We start from the raw sequence: 22098 nt of genomic DNA, 5'->3' as shown, positions 1-22098 counted from the left end.
GCATAACTAAAATAAACAGAAAGCTCATATTAAGTTATGAGCTTTTTTTATGCTCACTACTTAAGTGCCAAAAAGATAAATATCATGTAAGCACCAAACAACAATATCCCTTTTAAACGATCTATTTCAAAACGTTTTGGAACAAGAATTAAAGGCACCAAAATAGCCGCAAAACCTATCATCCAAAATATATTAGTCGACAGAATCTCTGGTGTTTTTGGATTTACTGCAATTGGTTTTATAATGGCTGTTAACCCTAAAACCGAAGCAATATTAAATATGTTTGAACCTATCAAATTTCCTAAAGAAATGGCTTTTTCTCGTTTTAGAGCTGCAATTACAGAAGCCGCCAACTCTGGTACACTAGTACCTATTGCAATTACTGTTACCGAAATAGCATAATCGCTAACACCAACCGCTGAAGCTAACTGCTTTGCTCCCTTAACCAACCACTCTGAGCCAAAATACAATCCTGCAGCACCAATAAGCAACCAAGCTACAATCTTAAAGTTAGACACCTCAGCTAACGCATCATCTACTTCGTCTAAGTTGGCCTTAATAGATTTTCTTGAACTTCTTATGAGTATAACCAAAAACACTATCAAAGCAGCGAAAAGAATCCCACCTTCTAAAGCCGAAAGCAATTCATCATTCTTCAAAAAATAATACAATGCAAACGACACCAACATCATCATTGGCCAATTGAGCCTGTAGAAATCGCGATCTACAGCTAAAGGAGAGATAATTGCTGTAATACCCAAAACTAAACCTATATTAGCAACATTAGAGCCTATTACATTACCAAGTGCAATATCTGTAACACCCTCTAAAGCAGCTTGTAAGCTTACCAAAAGTTCTGGTGCAGAAGTCGCAAAAGACACCACTGTCATCCCAATAACCAGTTTAGAAATCTTTAGTTTAAAGGATAATCCAACTGATGCTCTTACTAAAAAATCACCTCCTATAACTAATAACGCTAACCCAGCCACTACATAAAATACACTCATCTACAAACCAATTATTAAATCCTTTTTTTAATTGACTGCGAAGATAATACTTCATTTTGAAAGCTAACAAAACTAAATTTTTCGTTAAATAACTATTTTTATAGTTATTTAACTACAAAAATAGTTATATTTGATTTCATCAATAAAAAATAAAACTTCTGAAATGCAAAAACTCACTAACAAAGAAGAAGAAATAATGCACATATTATGGAAGCTAGACAAAGCCTTTGTAAAAGATGTATTGGCAGAAATAGAAACAGACAAACCACACTACAATACTCTATCTACCATAATTAGAAACCTTGAAGAAAAAGGGTATGTAAGTTATAATGCCTACGGAAAAACACATCAGTATTACCCTATAGTATCTAAGGAAGATTATAAAAAACGTTTTATGAATACTGCTATTGAAAACTACTTCAACAGTTCTTATAAAAACGTCGTATCCTTTTTTGCGAAAGAGGAAAAAATTAGTGTTGAAGAGCTAAAGGAGATTATTGAAATTATAGAAAAGAAAAAGTAATCATGGAATATCTATTAAAAGCATCATCTGTAATTTGCATATTCTATATATGTTTTCAGTTACTATTAAAACGAGAAACGTTTTTTAATCATAACCGCTGGTTTTTATTTATCGGTCTAATTTTAGCATTAGTATTTCCGCTTGTAATTATTCCTATTTATGTTTCAGTAGACACTATTGTTTCGCCAGATATTGTTTTTCAGGTTAACGACATAGCACCAAATACTACTACTGATGCTAGTACTGAAAGTACATTCCAATGGACCTCATTATTACCGATAATTTACATTATAGGATTAAGTGTTTTATTTCTTCAATTTATATTTCAGTTTGGCTCTTTAATTTGGCTGCTATTAAAAAACCCAAAAAACAAAGAAGGCACATATACATACGTTATCGTAAATCACAAAATTTCACCCTTTTCATTCTTTAAGTGGATTGTCTTCAATCCTAAAAACTACACCAAAGATGAATTGGAACTTATACTGATGCACGAGAAAGTTCATGTCAACCAGATGCACTCATTAGACATTATTTTTTCCCAATTGGCTTGTGTTATCTTTTGGTTTAATCCACTGATATGGCTTTATAAAAAAGAGATTCGTCAAAACCTTGAATATATAGCAGATAACGAAACTCAAGCTACTTCCCAGAACGAAAAAGCATACCAGCATTTATTACTAAAAACTAGTGTTAAAAATGCTAACATTTCATTATCAAATAATTTTTACAATTCACAAATCAAAAAACGAATCATTATGTTACACAAATCTAAATCAAATCACAAAAAACAATGGAGGTACTTATTGGTTTTACCGCTTTTAGCAGGTTTATTAATGAGCACGAATACCGAAAAAGTCTATGTAGATAACACTACTACTATCCAAAATTCTAAAGAAACTATTGAATTTTTAGTGACTAGAAACACCACAGACACTGAGCTAAAAACCATGTCTAAAGCTATTGAAGACAAAGGTGGATCACTGGAGTTTAGCCAAATAAAGCGAAATTCTAACAACGAACTAATAGATGTTTTTGTAAAATTCTATAACCACAGTTATGGAGGTGGAAATGCAGAAACTCCAATTGAAGATTTTATTATTTACAAAGAATTTTTTGATGACTATGCTGGCTATGTAGGACGTCCTCATGGTGCTACTTTTCATTTTGATGTTGATAAGAAACAAAACGAATCAGACTATAAAGCATTACAAAAAAGAGCCATCTCTAAAATGAAATCTCTTGGTATGCAAAATGAGAAACTTCACTCTGAAAAAATCCATAAAACAGAAGAAAACAATTCTAAGAAAACTGAGGCTTCAAAAAAAATCATTGAATTTATCATTACCAAAAATACTACGGATTCTGAATTAGATAATATAAAAGAAAAGTTTAAAAATGTAGGTATTACAATAAAATTCAAAGGTGTAAAGCGCACTAAGAATGGAGAAATAAGAGCTATTAAAATTGAAGCAAAGTCTAAAAACTCTAATACCAATTATCAAATTAGCTCAGATGACGAAGCTATTGAACCAATAAAGATTGTTTTTGATCAAGAAACAAATAATATATCTATTGGCAATGGGAAAACAAAGCACAAAACCCATTCCTATATTATCGAAACAGAAAATGGAGGCAAACACAAAATTCATAAAACAGGTAAAGGCAATAATGTGTTTGTTATATCTAAAGAAAAAACAAACACCAAAAGTGGTGATACCTTATATATGGTAATTGATGAAGGTAGTAATGGCAAAACCATAAAAAAGTCCAAGACTTTTGAAGTTATTTCTGAAGGTGACAAAAACGTTGAAGTCATTATAGAAGATGATGGTAATTCTGAAGATGAAATCATTATAGTAAATGGCAAAAAAATTAAAACAGATTCTAATGATGATGTTGAAGTTATTGTAGAAGAAAAAAACAACAAGAATGTTTGGGTTACAAAAACCGACAATAAAGACGAAAGCTACATCATTGAAATTAATGACGACAAGAACAATGTTTTCTTTTCAGATGATAATGGCGAAAACCCTTTATTTATTATTGATGGCAAAGAGGTTACGAAAGAAAAAATTAGGGATTTAAATCCTAAACAAATTGAATCCGTAACAGTTCTGAAAGATAAATCTGCCACAGAAAAATATGGAGACAAAGGGAAAAATGGTGTAATTGTAATAAAAACAAAAAAGAACTAAACTAAAATTTCATCAATCAATCAAAACGGAAAAAGCCAAACATCACTATTGAGTTTGGCTTTTTTTATATAGCTTTTAAAAGCTTTTATTCTATAATTATTTTTCTGGTTATAAAACCATTACTGTTATTCAACTTTATTAAATATAAGCCAGAAGCCAAATCTAAATCCACAAAATTTTCTACGGAATTAAATTGTCTTAACTGTTTTCCTTCAACAGAATAGACTTCTATGCTTTTAATATCTGAACCCTCAAAATAAATTCTTCCTTTAGAAGGGTTTGGATGAAGTGACAACTCTTCTAACCCAATTTCATCGACACTAAGTGGTTGATCCCAAACATCTCCAACATTATTTCCCCAAATATATTCTACTAAATCCGGTTGATCTATAAACGGGTTTCTGTTAAACTGCCAATTGTACACTACGTTGTTTCTATTCATTTCAAAATCATCGGGAGGATCGTTTCTATGCCAATCTAATAATGTTGCCAAATCACCTAATTGTCCTGTCGCAGTCGGAAAGCCATTTACCACTTCAAGCCCATTATAACGTATTTCCATATACAACACACTACGCGCTACGTCACCTCTAAAGCTTCCTAATGTTCCTACAGGACCAATATATTCTCCATAATGCTGATTGCTACGTGTACTATTTTCTACAGCATCTACAGCACGTAGAGCATGGGCATCTGAGTTTCCATGACGTAAAGAATCTGCTTTGGTTGTCCAAAACACATCAATACCATCTGCTATGTCATCTTCTTCTATGTTATCAAAACCACCTCTTGAACGTGGAAAAGTATGCTCTCTGTTCCATTTTCCTGTATTACTACTTCCTGTTTGCAAATCTAATTTTGGCCTACCCTCTTCGGTATAAACTAACCAAACCTGATTACTATTTGCAGGATTTTGATCCGCTTCCATTAAAATATCGATAACATCTGCATAGGTTTGTGCTCTTACCACATTTGGGTCTGCTATAATATCCTGCAAAGCCTGTCTTAATGCTAAATCCGACAATCCGTCTAAACTATCGTAATAACCATTTGGCTGCGTGCTTTGTACAATTCCTGTAGTAGGATTTGTTGGAGTTCCCCAAGCTGCAACTGTAAAATCATTGTCCACTGCCCTAACCTCTACAAAATTGTTTCCTGGAACTATAGGTTCAACTAAATCTAAAAACTTAATTTTAATAACTTCATCACCTTCATCATCAGAATCATCTGTTAAAGTAATCGTAGTACTTGTGGAATTTGTTCCACTTAAAATCGTAAGACTTGTATTACCTGTAAAGTCAGATGTATTAAACCCAAAATTGTTAAGGCTAATCGTAAAGTTTAAATCTGACGTCACATTAGTTTCAGAAGTAAATGTGATATCAAAAGAAGTTCCCTCATCATATTGCGTTTCTGCAACAGAAATCTGAATAGGATTTATCGCAGTACCTGAACCGTCATTTTCACGCCTTGGTGTTGGTGTAGCAGTAGAATAAGATTCCACTCCCATACCATCTACAAACCGCTGTATAGATCTTTGAGTAGAGCTTGTACCATTATCGTTGTATTGAACTGTTTCTCCTAATAAACTCATCAACACAGTATCATCCGCATCATTAGTACCGTAAACTATGGCATCTATAAGATTGGTTTGTGTTGCTAAAGTACCTTCTGGAAAATCACTCACAGAAGCTTGATAAATCCCAACAGCATCTGCTCCATTCTGAATAACATTTTCTGATATTAATAATTGAGGAAACGGATAAACACCTTCACTACCAATTACAAGCAATCCATTATTATCTGTTTGGTAACCATCTAAATCAATTACCATATAACTTGAATCAGCACCACTGGAAGATCCATTGAAGAAGACCAAAATATAACCATCGGTAGGAAAATTTGGTGTCTGCGACTTTAACTCTATAAACTCTGCCGTATCAGTGCTTGGTGTATCTGGATCTAGCTCATTAATAATTAAAACCTGACTCCAGGTATTATGAAATACAAATAATACCAGGACAATTAGAAAACGTTTCATACTCTATTTTTTTCCAAAGATAATGGTAAAAAAGACTATTAATGTTAATTAAAAATTATTTAGAAAAATCAGTTAAATATTTACCTCAATTTTATCAATAGAATAAAACTCTCAAAAGATGAAAAGTTAAAAATTAAGGATTTTAAAGACGAAATGCCTCTACGATTTAAAAAACCAACTCAAAAACCCTCTACAAACATATAATTTTGTAAGCCAAAAACACATTTAAAGTTACATTTTAAAACTTTAATGAAGAGAAGTCACATTTTTTAGTAATACATATCATTTTTTTAGTTATAAATGTAAATGCAAATTCGTCGATTTTTATAAAAACGTTTGGAAGAATATTTGTTACCGATATATATTGAAAACTCAATCAAGAATTTAAAACAAATAATTAACCTCAAAACCAAAAAAATATGATGACTTTAGCAAAATTGATTATCGACATAATTTTTTCGATATTCTAAACTCAACTAATCAAAAATCAATCAAGAAACAATCAATCAAAAAATGAGTAAAACTTAGTTCTAGAATAAGTTTTACTATTTTTATCGCTCAGACAACATGCAAAAGATTTAGTCATCCTCTGCTAATCAATAAAAATGAAGACATCTATCTTTAAGATTATTGCAAAAATTAACAAAGCGATACTCCCAAGTTACTCTAAAAGACAATTAGACCTAAGTAAAGCTAGTAAATTACAACTTGCTATAATAGGTTGGCGTGTATATGTTACCAAAAATGCTTTAGACTAAAAAAAAGACTGCCCATTGGCAGCCTTTTCAAAACTCAATTTAATCTATCGCTTTAGCGGTAAATTCTCTTTTTCAACATTAGTTTCTTGTTACAAATCCCATTAACGTTTCTACAGGACCATTTCCCATATCAATAACTGTATGATCCATAGCATTTGCTGGCACCATATGCGCTAATGGCTTTAATGTAAATGGCGCACTGCTATTATCTGGATATGGTTCTACAGAAATAACAACTGTTCGTCCTTTTAAGTCTGTTGGAAATGTTAATCCTGCTGGAGCATTTTGTAAGTAATCCTCACCTGGATATCCTGGACCATTTCCAGCATCTCCCTTAAACGTAGAGGTTGTTGCATTATCATCTGCAGCTTCGGCACTTGTAAATGTCCCTGTACTTATTGGAGTACCGTCAAACACAACCCAACCTTCATATTTCCAACCATCAGATAGAGTAGGCAAACTTAAACCAGCCGTAAGATTTGGAGCATTAGTATTATCTAAAAACCAAACACCACTAGACTCATTGGTATCATCCATATCTGTAGGAGTTGCAAGAATGTATTTTCCTGTTGAAGCTCCGAGTGAAGAAACTGCACTTCCTGACCCAACAACTATATTGTCAGAATTAACATTAGCAACATTACCAGAAAAATCACCAGCTAATAGTTTGGTAGCTGCTGGCGCAGGATCTGGATCTACTGCTGGCTCAATAGACAACACAAATGTTGTTGCACTTTCTAACTGTTCTGTGTCAACTGGAAATGTCTGAGGAAAGGTAACACTTGTAAAAGTACCTGTACTTACGGGTTGTCCATTTACAATTATCCAACCTTCATAAACATAATCACTTCCTAAAGTCTCTAGACCTTGTAAATTTAAAGTCAATTCTGAGTTTGTAGACGCATTATTATCGTCATCATTACTACAGGATACAGCAAAAAGACTCAATGCTAGTAATCCTAAAAAAGTTTTTTTAATCATCGCTTATCGTTTTAAAAATTTTATACAGCAAAACTAGAACACGTTTATGTCCCAAAATGTTAGATAGCTAACAGTTACAAATTTTTTATTCATAAAAATGACTAAAGTCATTAAAAAGCAACAACTTAGTTAGTAACTTATAGGGCAAATATTATAGTCATGATTAAAAGTTTAGAACAAAAAAGGTGCTCAGAGATTTTAAAAAACAACTATATAGGCTATTTGTCTTACATAAGTGCTAACAGACCTTACACGGTTCCTATTACCTATTATTATAATGATGAAGAAGATTATATAATCTGCTACTCCGGTAATGGGCACAAAATAAAATCTATGCGAAAGCAGACATCTATTTCTATGACTGTTGCAGATATTTTTAGTAATAATAAGTGGCAGTCTGTTATGGTACATGGACAATATGAAGAAATTGATGGTGGTACCGCTAAGCTTTATCTACATGAATTTTCTTTAGGCATTAAGAATCTTGTTTTAAAGAAAGAACACAAAGACCTTGATTATATAAGCCAGTTTTCTAGTAAAATTTACAATATGGAAACACCAGTTGTATTCCTAATTAAAATTAATGATATTACTGGCAAGATGAAGTCTTAATGAAGCCCAACAACAATTATACATAACTATAATAATCTAAAATATAAGACATAAAAAAAGCAAGCATTAATTCTGCTTGCTTTTTTGCTTGTGACCACGGCAGGATTCAAACCTGCAACCTTCTGAGCCGTAATCAGATGCGCTATTCAGTTGCGCCACGTGGCCTATTAAAGGGCTGCAAATATATAACTTTTATTAAAAAACAACCAAACTATTTATTTCAAAATTCTAAATGATTATTTTTGAGACATGATTTCAAAAGATATTTTAGAACCCTTTTCATATTTGTTTGACGAAGAAATTCTCAACAACATATCTCAAGTCGCAGACATTAAAGTCTTCAAAAAGAACGATATCATTATTGATATTGGGCAAGAGCTAAAGTATGTCCCACTTTTAATAAGAGGCAATATAAAAGTACTCAGAGAAGATAGTGAAGGTAGTGAGTTATTGCTTTATGTATTAGAATCTGGTGATACCTGCGCAATGTCTTTAACCTGTTGCATGGCTAAGTCTGTAAGTAAAATAAGAGCTATTGCAGATGAAGACACTACTGTAATTATGATTCCAATAGACGAGATGCGAGTTTGGTTTGACACCAACGATAGTTGGAGAAGTTTCATTCTACAAAGTTACCAGACACGTTTTGACGAAATGCTTGAGACCATAGATACCTTAGCATTTATGAAAATGGATGAAAGACTTTTTAAATACCTTACTGATAAGGTAAAACTCTCTGCATCTACCGACTTAGAAATTACACATCAGGAAATAGCTGAAGATTTACATACTTCTAGAGTTGTAGTTTCAAGATTATTGAAGCAACTTGAAAAACAAGAACGAATAACTCTTGGAAGAAATAAAATCCATGTAATAGACTTTTAATCTATTCAAAAAAATCCCTTAATAATTCAAATTTTAAAATTAAATGGAACTAATAAAAGAACCTTGGCCTTGGTATGTCTCTGGTCCATGTATAGCTATTACAATGTTTTTATTACTTTATTTCGGCAGAACTTTTGGCATGTCCTCTAATTTAAGAACCATGTGTGCAATAGGTGGAGCAGGTAAATACTCTGAATTTTTTAAATTCGATTGGAAAAGTTACAGATGGAACCTAATCGTTATGATTGGAGCTATAGTTGGCGGATTTATTGCTCATTTTTTTCTATCAAATCCAACAGATATTAATCTTAGTGCTGAGACTATTAAAGATTTAAATGAGCTTGGTTTTAAAAATGCAGGAAACAGTCTTTTACCTCCAGAATTATTTGCTTGGGAAAATGTATTGACTCTCAAAGGAATCTCAATACTTATTATTGGAGGATTTTTAGTTGGTTTTGGCACACGTTATGCTGGTGGTTGTACATCAGGACATGCTATTACTGGCTTAAGCAGCTTACAACTACCGTCTTTAATTGCCGTTATCGGTTTTTTTATTGGCGGTTTAATCATGATTTATTTAATATTTCCAATACTATTTTAAGATGAAGAATTTTTTAAAGTTTTTTTTAGTTGGAATATTCTTCGGAATTGTACTGGTAAAGTCTGAAGCAGTTTCCTGGTATCGCATATTTGAGATGTTTAAGTTTCAATCTTTCCATATGTATGGTATTATTGGAACTGCTGTTATTACTGGCATAATATTGTTGTTAGTTGCAAAAAAGAATCATCTCAAAACTACGCAAGGCACCTACTTACGTGTTCCTCTAAAAGACAAAGGGCTTATTAGATACATAGTTGGAGGAAGTATTTTTGGGCTTGGTTGGGCACTTTGTGGAGCTTGTCCAGGACCAATGTATATTTTAGTTGGCACTGGAGTTTTCCCTATGCTAATTGTTATTGCTGCAGCATTACTAGGTACGTTTGTTTATGGAATTTTAAAACGTAAGCTTCCACACTAGCCTACGACCTATGTAACAAATAGTACATTAAGATTTTTTTGCTTTTATAATTTAGCGTAAATTTATAAGAGTAAGAAGATTTTACACAGACTTCACCTCTGTTTAAATATAAAATCATAACTAATGAAAATTGAACAATTATATACAGGATGTTTGGCTCAAGGTGCCTATTATATTGAATCTAAAGGAGAGGTTGCTATAATAGACCCATTAAGAGAAACTCAACAATATATTGATAAGGCTAAGGCAAACAACGCTAAAATTAAATATGTGTTAGAGACGCATTTTCATGCAGATTTTGTTTCAGGCCATGTAGATTTGGCTGAAAAGACAGGTGCCACTATCGTTTTTGGGCCTGGAGCACAAACAGAATACAATATTCATTCTGCTACTGATGGAGAAGAACTTAAACTTGGTGAGCTTACTATAAAAGTATTACACACTCCAGGTCACACATTAGAGTCAGTAACGTATTTACTAAAAGACAAAGATGGTAAGGACTATGCTATATTTTCGGGAGACACCCTTTTTCTAGGTGATGTCGGCAGGCCAGATTTAGCTATAAAATCTGATCTTACAGAACGTGACTTAGCTGGTATGTTATACGATTCATTGAGAGAAAAAATTATGCCTTTGGCTGATGATGTTATTGTGTATCCTGCTCATGGTGCTGGCTCTGCTTGTGGTAAAAACTTGAGTAAAGAAACGGTAGGTGTTTTAGGCGAACAAAAGAAAACAAACTATGCCTTACGCGCAGATATGACTAGAGAAGAGTTTATTAAAGAAGTACTTCATGGCATTGCTCCACCTCCTCAATATTTTGCTAAGAATGCCATGATGAATAAAATGGGCTATAACGCATTTGATGACATTCTTAAAACAGGGAACAATCCTTTAACACCAGAAGAATTTGAAGCATTGGCAAATCATGAGTCTGCATTGGTTTTAGATGTTAGAACGCAATCTGATTTTATTAAATCTCATATACCAAACTCAATCTTTATTGGATTAAATGGCCAGTTTGCTCCTTGGGTTGGTGCTTTAATCACAGACATAAAACAGCCTATTTTACTAGTTGTACCAGAAGGAAAATCTGAAGAAGCTGTTACCCGATTATCTCGTGTAGGCTATGATAACACTTTAGGTTATCTGGAAGGTGGTATAGACGCTTGGAAGGCTTCAGGAAAAGAAATCGATTCTTTAGAATCTATCTCTGCTAAAGAATTTGAAAAGAGAGCTAACACATCAGAATTAAATGTTCTAGATGTAAGAAAAGACGGTGAATATAAAAGCATGCATTTAGAAAATGCTCAGCATTTTGCACTAGATTATATCAACAATCAAATGGACCAAATAGATAAGGATAAAACTTATTATGTACATTGTGCAGGTGGCTATCGTTCTGTTATTGCTGCTTCTATCCTAAAAGCAAGAGGTTACCATAATTTGGTAGACATAGCTGGCGGATTTGGTGCTATTAAGAAAACTAGTTTACCTAAAACCGATTTTGTTTGTCCATCAACACTTTAAAAACTCTTTTATTATGAAAAAGAACATGGGAAGTTTAGACAAAGGCATTAGAATTGTAATTGCTATTGCCATAGCCTTATTGTATTATTTTAATGTTATTGAAGGCACATTAGCTTATGTATTAATGGCATTGGCTATTGTTTTCTTACTGACAAGTTTTATTAGTTTCTGTCCGCTTTATTTACCTTTTGGATGGAATACCTGTAAACGCAAATAATTACAAAATGAAGAATACGACTATACAAGTACAAAATCTGAAGTGTGGAGGTTGTGCTAATACTATATTAACGCAATTATCTAAAGTAGAGGGCATATCTGATGTTTTAGTAAATAATGACACAGATGAAGTAAGTTTTAATTACACTTCAGAAGAAGAATTTGATGCTGTAAAAACAAAACTTTCAGATTTAGGATATCCTATGGTTGGTGAACAAAACTCTCTTCCTAAAAAGGCTAAATCTTTTGTTAGTTGCGCTGTTGGAAGAATGACAAAATAAAAAAATCCCTCAAGTTGAGGGATTTCTTTTTTATACTATTTCTGCACTAAGACCTGCTTGCAATAATTTAGAGCATCTTGGCTTTAAATCTTCATAATCACCTGTTTTTACAGTACATTTACCTTTGTAATGCACTATTATAGAACATTGCTCTGCTTGTTCTGGTGTGTGGTCGCATGCATAAATAAGCGTATCTATTACATGATCAAACGTATTCACATCGTCATTAAATAAAACAATCTCATTTTGTTTCAGTACTTCTTCTTCAAGGAGTAATTCTTCTGATAGTTTTTCTTTCGTCATAACTACAAACGGATTTGAGGATTTCTCGTTTTTACTATACTAATTTATGAATTTTAACGATACCCAATCACCTCTTTTTATTGTTTCTTTCAATTTTAACATGTGCTTGTTACATAAATCTGCAAGCATCGGTATGTCTTCTTCATAAAAACCACTTAAATACAGCTCTCCGTTACTGTTCAGGCATTTAACATACGTAGGTATATCTGCTAATAGAATATTCCTATTAATGTTTGCAATGATTGTATCATAGTGCTTTCCGTCTAAAAGCTTAACATCACCTTCATAAACCGAAATATTTTTACAATCATTTCGCTCTACATTTTCTAAACTATTCAAATAACACCAATTGTCAATATCAATGGCATCAAGCTTTGTTGCACCAACTTTTTCTGCTAAGATTGCTAAAACACCTGTACCACAACCCATATCTAGCACAGACTTTCCTTCAAAATCGTTCTTCAAAATATGTTGAATCATCATGTGAGTAGTTTCATGATGTCCTGTACCAAAGCTCATTTTAGGCTCAATAATAAGATCGTATTTAGTTTTAGGTTTTTCGTGAAATGGTGCTCGAACCGTTACTAAATCATCTACAACTATTGGTTTAAAGTTTTTTTCCCATTCTTCATTCCAGTTGGTTTGCTCTATTTCATTAAACTCATAAGTAATCTTAAACTCTTCTGAATTTAAAATCTGAATATCTTCGAGTATAAACGCATTCCAATCTTCCTTTTGTATATATGCAGTAACACCTTCTGAATGCTCTACAAAACTTTCAAAACCAGCATAACCAAGCTCTGCTATTAAGATTTCTGATGCAGGTTGAAGTGGATCTACTTTAAACTCGTAGCCTATGTAAATTTGATTTGTCATTTAAAATGCGTTCACGATAGCAAAAAAATCCTCAGCTTTTAACGAGGCACCTCCAATTAGTCCACCGTCTACATCTGGTTTAGAAAAAATTTCCTTAGCATTGTTTGGTTTTACACTTCCACCATATAAAATAGATACAGATTCCGCAACGTCATTTCCATACTTTTCAGCTAATGTTTTTCTTATAAATGCATGCATATCTTGCGCTTGCTCTGGTGAGGCAGTTTCACCTGTACCTATTGCCCAAACAGGCTCATATGCTAAAACAATACTCTTAAACGCATCTGCACCTAAATGAAATAATGCATTTTTAATTTGGCTTTCCACCACTGTTTCTTCATTACCTGCTTTACGGTCAGATAATTCTTCGCCGAAACAAAAGATAACTCTCATATCGTTTTCTAAAGCTGAATCAACCTTTTTAGCTAAAGCCTCGTCAGTTTCATTAAAATAAGCTCTACGTTCGCTGTGCCCAAGAATAACTGTTTTAATACCAACACTCTTCAGCATACCTGCACTAATTTCGCCAGTGTAGGCACCATTTTCTGCAAAGTGCATATTTTGAGCAATCACTTCTATATCATATTGTCTTGTCGCCTCAAACGCGTGCCACAAATTGGTATATGTTGGTGCAATCATTACTTCAACATCTGATGTTTTTTCTTGCTTCTTTAACTCTGTAATTAAGGTTTCTGTTTGAACTAAACCGTTATTCATTTTCCAGTTACCAGCAACAATATGTTTTCTCATGATTTTATAAATTGATTCTACTTTAGTTTGAAGACTACAAAAATAAGATAATAAAGCACATTAGCAGATGACAAACATCATCTATTTGTTAAGAGAGTTTCACTCTAGGGTCTAGCCAAGCGTATATAATATCTACTAAAATGTTTATGGTTATAAACACAATGGCAATGACCAAAACAGAACCCATTATTACTGGTAAATCCAAAGTATTCAATGCATTAACAATTTCTTTTCCTAAGCCATTCCATCCAAAAATGTACTCCACAAAAACAGCTCCCGCTAACATTGACGCAAACCAACCTGATATTGCTGTAACTACAGGGTTTAAGGCATTTTTTACAGCATGATTTTTTATTACGTTAAATTCGCTCAGTCCTTTAGCTCTTGCTGTTCTTATATAATCTTGGCTCATCACATCTAAAAGTGAATTTCGCATTAACTGAATCACAACTGCCAATGGACGTATACCTAAAACAACAGCTGGTAGGATTAAGTTTTTCCATTTTATTGTCATTTTTTCACCAAAATCATCTAATTCATAAAGGCTTCCTGTCATTTCTAGATTTGTGTATTTATGCAACACAAAACCAAACAACCAAGCAAAAAGAATCGCACTGAAAAAAGAAGGTACACTCATACCGAACGTACTTAAAATTTGTATGGTTTTATCTATCCATGTATCTCGGTATAATGCTGAAATAATTCCAAAGATAATCCCAAGAATTATGGCTATTATAATGGCTGAAACTGCTAAAACAAAGGTGTTTGGAATAGTTTCACCAATAACATCTGTTACTTTCTTTCCTTGTTTGGTAAATGATTCTCTTAAGTAAGGTGTTTTTATTACTGTTGTAGTATTACCTATACTAAATAACTTTGCAGCATTATATTTATTAGTGCTTAAAAACGTATAATCCTCTGTGTTATTAGAGTGAAATGACACTGGAGACAAGTCATTGAGATAGTATAAGTACTGTGTTCCTATAGGTTTATCAAAACCGTATTTGTGTTTTACGGCTTCTACCTGTTCTGCCGTTTGATTTTGACCCAACATCATCTTTGCAGGATCACCTGGAAGAATGGTAAATAGAAAGAAAATAACTGTGACTACACCTAATAAGGTGATGAATGCATAGAATAGTTTATTTACAAAATATCTTATCAAAAATTACAGTTCTATATCTTCAATATCGTTCCAATGTGCTTTGTTCATTATTGTACCTTTTTCTAGAATAACAATTCCAGGATTAGATCGCACAATAGTTTTAATCACCTTTTCATCGCATAGATAGAAATCAAAATTTAAGTTATAATCTTGTTTCACTTTTTGTTTTGCATCTTCACCAGAAGAAGTTAATCCTATTACTGTATATCCTTTTTTTATAGCCTCATCAGTAAAAGATTTCAACTTGGCAAGACCGTCAGCTTCTGAAGTGGCTATATTATACATTGTAATAAATACTAACTTATCTTTTTCCAAGAAATACGAAGTTAAGTTTTCATCTAAAGTCTCAATAGAAAAATCTTGAATTGGTGGAGTATAACCCTCTTCAATTATTTTAGGATTACCATCTAGACCAACATATTCACCACCTTCAACACTTGGAAAACTCCCATCAGTTGTAATCTTTTTCTCTTCTCCATCTACCTTAAAGATCCACGTATATTCCATCACAGGTTTTGCTGCATTTTCAGGAATAATCATTCCTTCCGTAATATTTGCCCCTATTTTGTACGGTCTAAAATCCTTTACAGGCAAATTCTCTAAACAGTACCATGTAAATCCAAGTGAAATCATATATGCTGCCAATAGAGACAACCATTGGTTTTTCATTTTATTTTTTACGAGGTATACTACAACAAACAGTACTAGTGCAAATAATAACGAGAACCACCATTTAGTAAAAATCAAATTGAACAACAGTAGTAAAACCATTGAAAAACCACAATAAATCCAATCTTCTTTCTTTGTGTTTTCTTTAATTGATTTTTTAAAACTTACTATAAATAGTGGGATTGCAAAGAGCAACAATACTAAATCCTTATAGAACGACTCAATAGGTTTTAGCTTTAAAGCATCTCCAAAACAGCCACAATCCTCTACACAGTTTCTGTTAAATTCTTCACCCATTTGTGTTACGACATCTCTCTCTGAAATACAGCTCGAAGTATACCAAGTTAACCAAGTAAAAAAGAGCATCATTAATAACACCAAAGATGATGTAAGTTTGGGTTTAAATCCAAAAATTAGCGCAACACCTAGTACGATCTCGACAACGCAAATCATTACTGCCAAAATCAATGAATATGGAATTAAAAACTCTAGATTTAATACATCTTGAGCAAAATAATCATTCAGTTTATAAGAAAAACCTATAGAATCATTGCACTTTATTAAACCAGAAATTATAAATAAACTTCCGACAGCAATTCTAGAAAAGTTGATAAAATATTTCATGAAAAATTCTTTCTAATTAGACTCAGATTCACCCAAATGAATCATTGCGAAAACGGCATAATTTATCATATCTTGATAATTAGCATCTATACCTTCGCTTACAATTGTTTTACCTGCATTATCTTCAATTTGCTTTACACGTAGTAATTTCTGCAAAATTAAATCGGTTAACGAGCTTACACGCATATCTCTCCAAGCTTCACCATAATCATGGTTCTTATTCATCATTAATTCCTTGGTTAATGCAACTTTTTCGTCATAAAGTTTTGTAGCCTCTTCTGTATTCATGTCTGGCTGCTCCACAACACCTTTTTCTAACTGAATTAATGCCATAACACAATAGTTTATAATACCAATAAACTCGCTTACTTCTCCTTCATCTACTTTTCTTACATCATTTTCTTGTAATCCTCTAATACGTTGTGCTTTTATAAAAATCTGATCGGTAAGCGATGGCAATCTTAATATTCTCCATGCACTTCCGTAGTCACTCATTTTATTTATAAAAAGTGTTCTGCACTTTTCTATAACAGCATCGTATTGTTTTGATGTATCTTGCATATAATTCCGTAAAAATTTCTGTAAATTTCGCTTATTTAGTTTAAAGTTCAAAGTTCTGTCTTCATTCATTTATTGAGGGCTTTAAAGTTTATGAATATGTTAACTTTGAACTTTTAAAAATGAAATTTCACAACTCCGACATGACCATAAACTGCAAAGGCCAACTTATTGACATCTCTACACCCAAAGTGATGGGAATCCTTAACGTGACTCCAGACTCTTTTCATGATGGTGGACAATACAAAAATGAATCTTCCATTTTAAAACAGGCTGAAACCATGCTAAAGGAAAGTGCTACTTTTATAGATATTGGTGGTTATAGCTCACGTCCTGGTGCTGATTTTGTTTCAGAGAATGAAGAATTAAATCGTGTGGTTCCTGTTGTTGAACTCATTCTAAAACAGTTTCCAGAAACCTTAATTTCTATTGACACGTTTAGAAGTGAAGTTGCTAAAAAAAGTATTGAAGCTGGTGCTGCTATTATTAATGATATTTCTGCTGGTCTTCTAGACGAAAATATGATTTCAACTGTTGGACAACTTGGCGTTCCTTACATAATGATGCACATGAAAGGCAATCCTAAAACCATGCAGCAGCAAACTGATTACGATGATTTAGTGAAAGACATCAACAGCTATTTTGCAGAACGTATTGCAAAAGCACATGCGGCAAAAATCAACGATATAATTATAGATCCTGGTTTTGGTTTTGCTAAAACTACAGAGCAAAATTACGAACTACTTAATAATATGGAGTTATTGCAAATAGTTGACAAACCGATTTTAGCAGGCGTTTCCAGAAAATCTATGATTTACAAAACATTAAATACAACTTCTGAAAATGCGCTTAATGGCACAACAGCACTGCACATGGTTGCGTTGCAAAAAGGCGCAAAAATCTTACGAGTACACGATATAAAAGAAGCTGTTGAATGCGTGACTTTATTTAATCAATTAACTAAAACTAAATGAAAGGTCTGATATATTTATTAGTAATCACAATATTTTTAAGCTGTAACAACGAGCGTGTATTAGAACTACCCGAAATTGAAAATGCTGAAATCACTGAAGTTTTAGACGTTTCACCAGCTTATATTTTTTATGATGAAACACAACCAGACTCAACCCTTTTCAATAGAAAAAATCTTATTGGCACTACAAATTGGTTAGTTAATGTCGATAAACGTTTAACGTTAAAACAAGCTATTCCTCATATTCAATATCTACAAGATAAACGTAAAAAAGCGTCGTTGCATAAAAATGAAGCTGCCAAGAATTACTTTACTTGTAATGATACTAGTATTAAAAATTTGGGGTTTATTGAGTTTACTGATGTTAATTATTCTGATTCAAGTGAAATCTCGCAAGACAACAAGACATGTATAATGACAGTTAATAGCTTTAAAGAAATAACTTTTTCAAGCTCTGCAGATTTAAATATTAGTTTTTCGAAGGAAAACTTTTCATCAGTATTACCAGTTTTAAAATCTGAATTTGGTGAATCAATCAAACTTATTTTGAGCTTTAATGAATCTCTAAGTTTTCAAGATTACATTACGATTAAGAGTAACTTAGCTACTTTTCAAAATAGTATATCTAATAACGAATTTATTTATTAACATAAATTATTAAATTAGCAAAAAGCACAAACCTTGGAAAACTTACAACTTTGGGAATTTAGATTTATAGACTTTGTAGATGTTTTCCTTGTGGCTATTCTACTCTATTACATCTACAAACTTGTAAAAGGTACTGTGGCTATCAATATTTTTATTGGTATTCTTATCATTTATTTTGCCTGGCGTCTTACAGACTACTTAAAAATGCAGATGCTCTACAGCATTTTTGATGGTTTTATGAAGGTAGGTATTATTGCACTTATTGTGGTCTTTCAACCTGAAATAAGAAAGTTTTTATTGCTTGTTGGCTCCACTAATATTGGTGGTAAAAAGGGAATTTTCAAAAATTTTAAATTCCTAAAAAACGATGACCAAACCTCTACCGATGTTGAAGCCATCATTAATGCTTGTAACAGAATGGGAGCTACAAATACTGGTGCGTTAATCGTAATTGAGCGCAACAACAATCTCGACTTCTTAACCAATACTGGTGATGACACTAACATCTTAGTTTCGCAACCGATTATAGAAAGCATCTTTTTTAAAAATAGTCCGTTGCACGATGGCGCTATAATTATAGATAAGAATGTAGTTAAAGCGACGCGTGTAATTCTACCTGTAAACAATGAAAAGCACATACCTGAACGTTTTGGACTGCGACACAGAGCTGCCATTGGCATTACAGAAAAAACAGATGCACTTGCCATTGCTGTAAGTGAAGAAACTGGACAAATTTCATACATTAAGAATGGTGAATTTGCAATGTTTAAAGATACTGATGATCTTGTAAAAAAGATTAAAGAAGACTTAAACTAATTGATGAACTGTAAAAATTGCAATAAAGCTCTAGAGGACACACAAAAATATTGTGATGAATGTGGTGCAAAAGTGATTCAAAATCGTTTAACACCAAAAGTTATAGCTAATCAAGTAAATGAACAGTTTTTATCTATAGACAACAAATTTTTCAAAACATTTATTGACCTTTTTAAAAAACCAGAAGATGTAATTATAAGTTATATCAATGGAACCAGAAAAAAGTATATTGATGTCCTGCAATACTTCGCAGTTTCTTTAACCTTAGCTGGGATTCAGGTATTTTTAATGACTACTTTTTTTAAAGAAGCTTTTGAATTTAGCTCTGAATTATCAGGAAATATGCAAAGCATAGCCAATAAAGAAAACAATCCTTATGGTAATGTTATGTATGACATGTTTACAAAATATCAAGGATTAGTTTATATTTTAACCGTACCACTGTCTGCGGTTGGTTCATGGCTGTCTTACTATATCAGTGGAGAGCGAAAATACAATTATACCGAACACCTTATTTTAAATCTGTATTATTCTGCCCAGATTATAATTATCACAGCTGTTTTTAGTATTCTATTTTTATTGCTTGGTTTAAACTATTTAATCGTTTCAACGATACTTACATTACCGACTTTTCTTTTCTTATTTTATGTACTTAAGCGCGTTTTTAAGGAAAGTTTTTTGAACACTTTAGCTAAGTTTATTCTAACCTTGGTTATATATATGACCCTATTAATACTTTTATTTGTATTAATCGCAATTGTTTTGGTTGTGATAACTCTTGCTAATAAATAGTTTAACCAGCTCAGTTATCTGGCATTATTTCGTCAATTTAGATATAAAGGCAAAGGTTAATTAAGCTAAAGAATATTAAAAGCCTCTATTAATTAAACCGCTTCAGCCTTTAAAAACTGTACTTCGTAAAGATTTTTGTAATAACCATCTTTCTTCTTAAGTAAAGATTTGTGCGTACCCATTTCAACAATCTGCCCAGCATCCATAACTATAATTTTATCTGCTTGTTGAATAGTTGCCAATCTATGTGCAATAACAATAGATGTTCTACCTTTTGTAATAGTATCTGTAGCATCCTGTATTAATTGCTCAGAATGAGAATCTACAGACGACGTAGCTTCATCTAGAATTAAAATACTTGGATTAGTCACATAAGCTCTTAAAAAAGAAATTAACTGACGCTGACCAGAAGACAGCATAACTCCACGTTCTTTTACGTTATAATGGTAACCTCCAGGAAGGCTTGTTATAAAATCGTGTATTCCTATAGCTTTTGCTGCAGTAATAACATCGTCTTCTGTAATGTATTCGTTATTAAGTGTAATGTTATTGAGAATAGTATCTGCAAACAAAAACACATCTTGCAATACAACTGCTATTTGGTTTCGTAAGGAACTTAAGGTCATATCTTTAATGTCGGTTCCATCAATTCTAATATGACCAGAATCTATTTCATAAAAACGATTTAATAAATTTATAATCGTTGATTTTCCTGCACCTGTAGCTCCAACAATAGCAACGGTTTCACCAGCTTCAACATTAAACGAAACTCCTCTTAGCACTTCTTCATCTTTCACGTAAGAGAATCTTACATTATCAAATTCAATTTCGCCTTTAAAATGATTAGCTTCAATTGTACCTAAGTCATCAATATTAGAGGTGGTATCTAAAACTCTAAACACACGGTCTGCGGCAACCATTCCCATTTGCAACGTATTGAACTTATTCGCAATTTGATATAATGGTCTAAACAGCATTGGGATAAACATGGTAAACGAAATGAGATCACCTAAAGTTGTGGTTGCATTGTCACTTAGAGCAGTAAAACCGCCTGCCAATATCACTAAAGCCATAGTAAGCGACGATACAGTCTCTGCAACCGGAAAAAAAATAGAGTTATACCAAACGGTTTTTAACCATCCTTTTTTATGGCGCTCATTTATAGCTTTAAACTTTTTGTACTCAGTTGCTTCGCGTGTAAATAATTGTAGAATTTTCATTCCAGTGACACGTTCTTGCACAAAAGAATTAAGGTTAGACACTTCGGTACGTACATCTTCAAAAGCGCGTTTCATATACTTTTGAAAAATCTTAGTAGCAACAATAATAATTGGCATGGTTGCAAAAACGATTAAGCCTAATTTTAAGTTGATAAATGCCATAAAAATTGCCACAACCAGCATTTTTAAAATATCACTAAAAATCATGAACAAACCTTGCCCAAAAATATCGGCAATACGCTCCATATCTGTTACTGCTCTGGTAATTAAAACACCAACAGAAGACTTATCAAAATAAGTCATTTTAAACTTTAAAATATGTTTAAAAAGTTTAACACGTATATCTTTAACCACTGACTGACCAAGCCAACTTGCATAGTAGATAAACAGTAATTGCGATACAACCTCTAGTATGAGCAACGCCAACATAATACCCATGTAAAACAAAAAACCACCGTATTCTTTATTGGCTATTTTTACATCTATAGCTTCTTTTAGCACGTATGGTCTCAACGCTCCAAAAAGAGCCAAACCAATAACACAAACCAAAGAAATAACAAAAACAGTTTTGTATGGTTTTATGTAATGCAGTAATCGCTTAAAAAGCGTTGTGTCGAATATTTTCTTTTTATTTTTTTCTGCCATCTTGTACT

General features: G+C 32.7%; 24 protein-coding genes and 1 tRNA gene. 14 read left to right on the top strand and 11 right to left on the bottom strand.

Going from position 1 to position 22098, the window contains the following annotated elements:
• Positions 1–56 precede the first annotated feature (56 nt).
• Complete coding sequence (locus tag MST30_RS09640) at positions 57–1007, bottom strand: calcium/sodium antiporter (RefSeq protein WP_243471198.1); 951 nt, start codon at positions 1005–1007, stop codon at positions 57–59.
• Positions 1008–1170: 163 nt separating this feature from the next.
• Here MST30_RS09640 and MST30_RS09635 point away from each other — a divergent pair, with 163 nt between their 5' ends.
• Together MST30_RS09635 and MST30_RS09630 are read left to right on the top strand one after the other, a co-directional pair.
• A complete protein-coding gene (locus MST30_RS09635; protein ID WP_243471197.1) occupies positions 1171–1530 on the top strand; it encodes a BlaI/MecI/CopY family transcriptional regulator in 360 nt (119 codons plus the stop codon).
• A 2-nt stretch (positions 1531–1532) separates the two neighbouring features.
• Complete coding sequence (locus MST30_RS09630; RefSeq protein WP_243471196.1) at positions 1533–3728, top strand: M56 family metallopeptidase; 2196 nt, start codon at positions 1533–1535, stop codon at positions 3726–3728.
• Between the two features lie 85 nt (positions 3729–3813).
• Here MST30_RS09630 and MST30_RS09625 read toward each other — a convergent pair whose 3' ends face one another.
• On the bottom strand, positions 3814–5769 hold the full coding sequence (locus MST30_RS09625; protein WP_243471195.1) for an endonuclease: 1956 nt from the start codon (positions 5767–5769) through the stop codon (positions 3814–3816).
• A gap of 605 nt (positions 5770–6374) precedes the next feature.
• Here MST30_RS09625 and MST30_RS09620 point away from each other — a divergent pair.
• Positions 6375–6527, top strand: a complete 153-nt coding sequence (locus MST30_RS09620; RefSeq protein ID WP_243471194.1) for an SsrA-binding protein — start codon at positions 6375–6377, stop codon at positions 6525–6527.
• A gap of 78 nt (positions 6528–6605) precedes the next feature.
• Here the strand turns inward: MST30_RS09620 and MST30_RS09615 are convergent, their stop codons facing one another.
• The gene (locus MST30_RS09615; RefSeq protein WP_243471193.1) at positions 6606–7508 is read right to left on the bottom strand and encodes an anti-sigma factor; all 903 of its coding nucleotides are present in this window, start codon (positions 7506–7508) and stop codon (positions 6606–6608) included.
• 159 nt (positions 7509–7667) lie between these two features.
• Between MST30_RS09615 and MST30_RS09610 the strand changes: the two genes are divergently transcribed.
• Positions 7668–8120, top strand: a complete 453-nt coding sequence (locus MST30_RS09610) for a pyridoxamine 5'-phosphate oxidase family protein (RefSeq protein WP_243471192.1) — start codon at positions 7668–7670, stop codon at positions 8118–8120.
• A gap of 91 nt (positions 8121–8211) precedes the next feature.
• Here MST30_RS09610 and MST30_RS09605 read toward each other — a convergent pair.
• Positions 8212–8285 (bottom strand) — tRNA-Arg (locus MST30_RS09605).
• A gap of 84 nt (positions 8286–8369) precedes the next feature.
• On the opposite strand from MST30_RS09605, the gene MST30_RS09600 reads away from it, so the two are divergent.
• The 6 genes from MST30_RS09600 (at position 8370) to MST30_RS09575 (ending at position 12051) form a co-directional block, all read left to right on the top strand.
• Entirely contained in the window at positions 8370–9005 is a 636-nt protein-coding gene (locus tag MST30_RS09600) for a Crp/Fnr family transcriptional regulator (protein WP_243471191.1), read from the top strand.
• A 43-nt stretch (positions 9006–9048) separates the two neighbouring features.
• Positions 9049–9606 (top strand): YeeE/YedE family protein, encoded by a 558-nt coding sequence (locus tag MST30_RS09595; protein WP_243471190.1) that lies wholly within the window; start codon positions 9049–9051, stop codon positions 9604–9606.
• A 1-nt stretch (position 9607) separates the two neighbouring features.
• Positions 9608–10024, top strand: coding sequence for a DUF6691 family protein (locus tag MST30_RS09590; protein WP_243471189.1), 417 nt, complete (start codon positions 9608–9610; stop codon positions 10022–10024).
• 123 nt (positions 10025–10147) lie between these two features.
• Complete coding sequence (locus MST30_RS09585) at positions 10148–11554, top strand: MBL fold metallo-hydrolase (RefSeq protein WP_243471188.1); 1407 nt, start codon at positions 10148–10150, stop codon at positions 11552–11554.
• Between the two features lie 13 nt (positions 11555–11567).
• Positions 11568–11771 carry a YgaP family membrane protein gene (locus MST30_RS09580; protein WP_243471187.1) on the top strand — a complete coding sequence of 68 codons (204 nt, stop codon included), beginning with the start codon at positions 11568–11570 and terminating at the stop codon, positions 11769–11771.
• 7 nt (positions 11772–11778) lie between these two features.
• Complete coding sequence (locus tag MST30_RS09575) at positions 11779–12051, top strand: heavy-metal-associated domain-containing protein (protein ID WP_243471186.1); 273 nt, start codon at positions 11779–11781, stop codon at positions 12049–12051.
• A 30-nt stretch (positions 12052–12081) separates the two neighbouring features.
• On the opposite strand, the gene MST30_RS09570 is transcribed toward MST30_RS09575, so the two are convergent.
• The 6 genes from MST30_RS09570 to MST30_RS09545 form a co-directional block, all read right to left on the bottom strand.
• Positions 12082–12354 carry an ATP-dependent Clp protease adaptor ClpS gene (locus MST30_RS09570; protein WP_243471185.1) on the bottom strand — a complete coding sequence of 91 codons (273 nt, stop codon included), beginning with the start codon at positions 12352–12354 and terminating at the stop codon, positions 12082–12084.
• 39 nt (positions 12355–12393) lie between these two features.
• On the bottom strand, positions 12394–13230 hold the full coding sequence (prmA, locus tag MST30_RS09565) for a 50S ribosomal protein L11 methyltransferase (protein ID WP_243471184.1): 837 nt from the start codon (positions 13228–13230) through the stop codon (positions 12394–12396).
• Entirely contained in the window at positions 13231–13980 is a 750-nt protein-coding gene (tpiA, locus tag MST30_RS09560) for a triose-phosphate isomerase (protein WP_243471183.1), read from the bottom strand.
• Positions 13981–14068: 88 nt separating this feature from the next.
• A complete protein-coding gene (locus MST30_RS09555) occupies positions 14069–15145 on the bottom strand; it encodes an ABC transporter permease (protein ID WP_243471182.1) in 1077 nt (358 codons plus the stop codon).
• A 3-nt stretch (positions 15146–15148) separates the two neighbouring features.
• Complete coding sequence (locus MST30_RS09550) at positions 15149–16438, bottom strand: DoxX family protein (protein WP_243471181.1); 1290 nt, start codon at positions 16436–16438, stop codon at positions 15149–15151.
• A 12-nt stretch (positions 16439–16450) separates the two neighbouring features.
• A complete protein-coding gene (locus MST30_RS09545) occupies positions 16451–16999 on the bottom strand; it encodes a DUF1599 domain-containing protein (RefSeq protein ID WP_243473874.1) in 549 nt (182 codons plus the stop codon).
• Between the two features lie 140 nt (positions 17000–17139).
• Between MST30_RS09545 and folP the strand changes: the two genes are divergently transcribed.
• The 4 genes from folP to MST30_RS09525 are packed head-to-tail and all read left to right on the top strand — an operon-like array spanning position 17140 to position 20225.
• Positions 17140–17970, top strand: coding sequence for a dihydropteroate synthase (gene folP, locus MST30_RS09540; protein WP_243473873.1), 831 nt, complete (start codon positions 17140–17142; stop codon positions 17968–17970).
• The gene (locus MST30_RS09535) at positions 17967–18617 is read left to right on the top strand and encodes a hypothetical protein (RefSeq protein ID WP_243471180.1); all 651 of its coding nucleotides are present in this window, start codon (positions 17967–17969) and stop codon (positions 18615–18617) included. Before folP ends, MST30_RS09535 begins: the two co-directional genes overlap by 4 nt.
• Before the next feature lie 33 nt (positions 18618–18650).
• On the top strand, positions 18651–19433 hold the full coding sequence (gene cdaA, locus MST30_RS09530; RefSeq protein ID WP_243471179.1) for a diadenylate cyclase CdaA: 783 nt from the start codon (positions 18651–18653) through the stop codon (positions 19431–19433).
• Positions 19434–19436: 3 nt separating this feature from the next.
• Positions 19437–20225 carry a DUF3667 domain-containing protein gene (locus tag MST30_RS09525; RefSeq protein ID WP_243471178.1) on the top strand — a complete coding sequence of 263 codons (789 nt, stop codon included), beginning with the start codon at positions 19437–19439 and terminating at the stop codon, positions 20223–20225.
• Between the two features lie 92 nt (positions 20226–20317).
• On the opposite strand, the gene MST30_RS09520 is transcribed toward MST30_RS09525, so the two are convergent.
• Positions 20318–22090 carry an ABC transporter ATP-binding protein gene (locus tag MST30_RS09520; protein WP_243471177.1) on the bottom strand — a complete coding sequence of 591 codons (1773 nt, stop codon included), beginning with the start codon at positions 22088–22090 and terminating at the stop codon, positions 20318–20320.
• Between the last annotated feature and the right edge of the window lie 8 nt (positions 22091–22098).

The sequence above is a fragment of the Winogradskyella sp. MH6 genome (genome assembly GCF_022810765.1).
GTDB lineage: Bacteria > Bacteroidota > Bacteroidia > Flavobacteriales > Flavobacteriaceae > Winogradskyella.
This window is presented reverse-complemented; position numbering and strand designations above follow the sequence as displayed.

Bases quoted from the DNA above. Each gene is read 5' to 3' on its own strand.
- MST30_RS09640 (WP_243471198.1), bottom strand. From the start codon at position 1,007: ATGAGTGTATTTTATGTAGTGGCTGGGTTAGCGTTATTAGTTATAGGA.
- MST30_RS09635 (WP_243471197.1), top strand. From the start codon at position 1,171: ATGCAAAAACTCACTAACAAAGAAGAAGAAATAATGCACATATTATGG.
- MST30_RS09630 (WP_243471196.1), top strand. From the start codon at position 1,533: ATGGAATATCTATTAAAAGCATCATCTGTAATTTGCATATTCTATATA.
- MST30_RS09625 (WP_243471195.1), bottom strand. From the start codon at position 5,769: ATGAAACGTTTTCTAATTGTCCTGGTATTATTTGTATTTCATAATACC.
- MST30_RS09620 (WP_243471194.1), top strand. From the start codon at position 6,375: ATGAAGACATCTATCTTTAAGATTATTGCAAAAATTAACAAAGCGATA.
- MST30_RS09615 (WP_243471193.1), bottom strand. From the start codon at position 7,508: ATGATTAAAAAAACTTTTTTAGGATTACTAGCATTGAGTCTTTTTGCT.
- MST30_RS09610 (WP_243471192.1), top strand. From the start codon at position 7,668: ATGATTAAAAGTTTAGAACAAAAAAGGTGCTCAGAGATTTTAAAAAAC.
- MST30_RS09600 (WP_243471191.1), top strand. From the start codon at position 8,370: ATGATTTCAAAAGATATTTTAGAACCCTTTTCATATTTGTTTGACGAA.
- MST30_RS09595 (WP_243471190.1), top strand. From the start codon at position 9,049: ATGGAACTAATAAAAGAACCTTGGCCTTGGTATGTCTCTGGTCCATGT.
- MST30_RS09590 (WP_243471189.1), top strand. From the start codon at position 9,608: ATGAAGAATTTTTTAAAGTTTTTTTTAGTTGGAATATTCTTCGGAATT.
- MST30_RS09585 (WP_243471188.1), top strand. From the start codon at position 10,148: ATGAAAATTGAACAATTATATACAGGATGTTTGGCTCAAGGTGCCTAT.
- MST30_RS09580 (WP_243471187.1), top strand. From the start codon at position 11,568: ATGAAAAAGAACATGGGAAGTTTAGACAAAGGCATTAGAATTGTAATT.
- MST30_RS09575 (WP_243471186.1), top strand. From the start codon at position 11,779: ATGAAGAATACGACTATACAAGTACAAAATCTGAAGTGTGGAGGTTGT.
- MST30_RS09570 (WP_243471185.1), bottom strand. From the start codon at position 12,354: ATGACGAAAGAAAAACTATCAGAAGAATTACTCCTTGAAGAAGAAGTA.
- prmA (WP_243471184.1), bottom strand. From the start codon at position 13,230: ATGACAAATCAAATTTACATAGGCTACGAGTTTAAAGTAGATCCACTT.
- tpiA (WP_243471183.1), bottom strand. From the start codon at position 13,980: ATGAGAAAACATATTGTTGCTGGTAACTGGAAAATGAATAACGGTTTA.
- MST30_RS09550 (WP_243471181.1), bottom strand. From the start codon at position 16,438: ATGAAATATTTTATCAACTTTTCTAGAATTGCTGTCGGAAGTTTATTT.
- MST30_RS09545 (WP_243473874.1), bottom strand. From the start codon at position 16,999: ATGCAAGATACATCAAAACAATACGATGCTGTTATAGAAAAGTGCAGA.
- folP (WP_243473873.1), top strand. From the start codon at position 17,140: ATGACCATAAACTGCAAAGGCCAACTTATTGACATCTCTACACCCAAA.
- MST30_RS09535 (WP_243471180.1), top strand. From the start codon at position 17,967: ATGAAAGGTCTGATATATTTATTAGTAATCACAATATTTTTAAGCTGT.
- MST30_RS09525 (WP_243471178.1), top strand. From the start codon at position 19,437: ATGAACTGTAAAAATTGCAATAAAGCTCTAGAGGACACACAAAAATAT.
- MST30_RS09520 (WP_243471177.1), bottom strand. From the start codon at position 22,090: ATGGCAGAAAAAAATAAAAAGAAAATATTCGACACAACGCTTTTTAAG.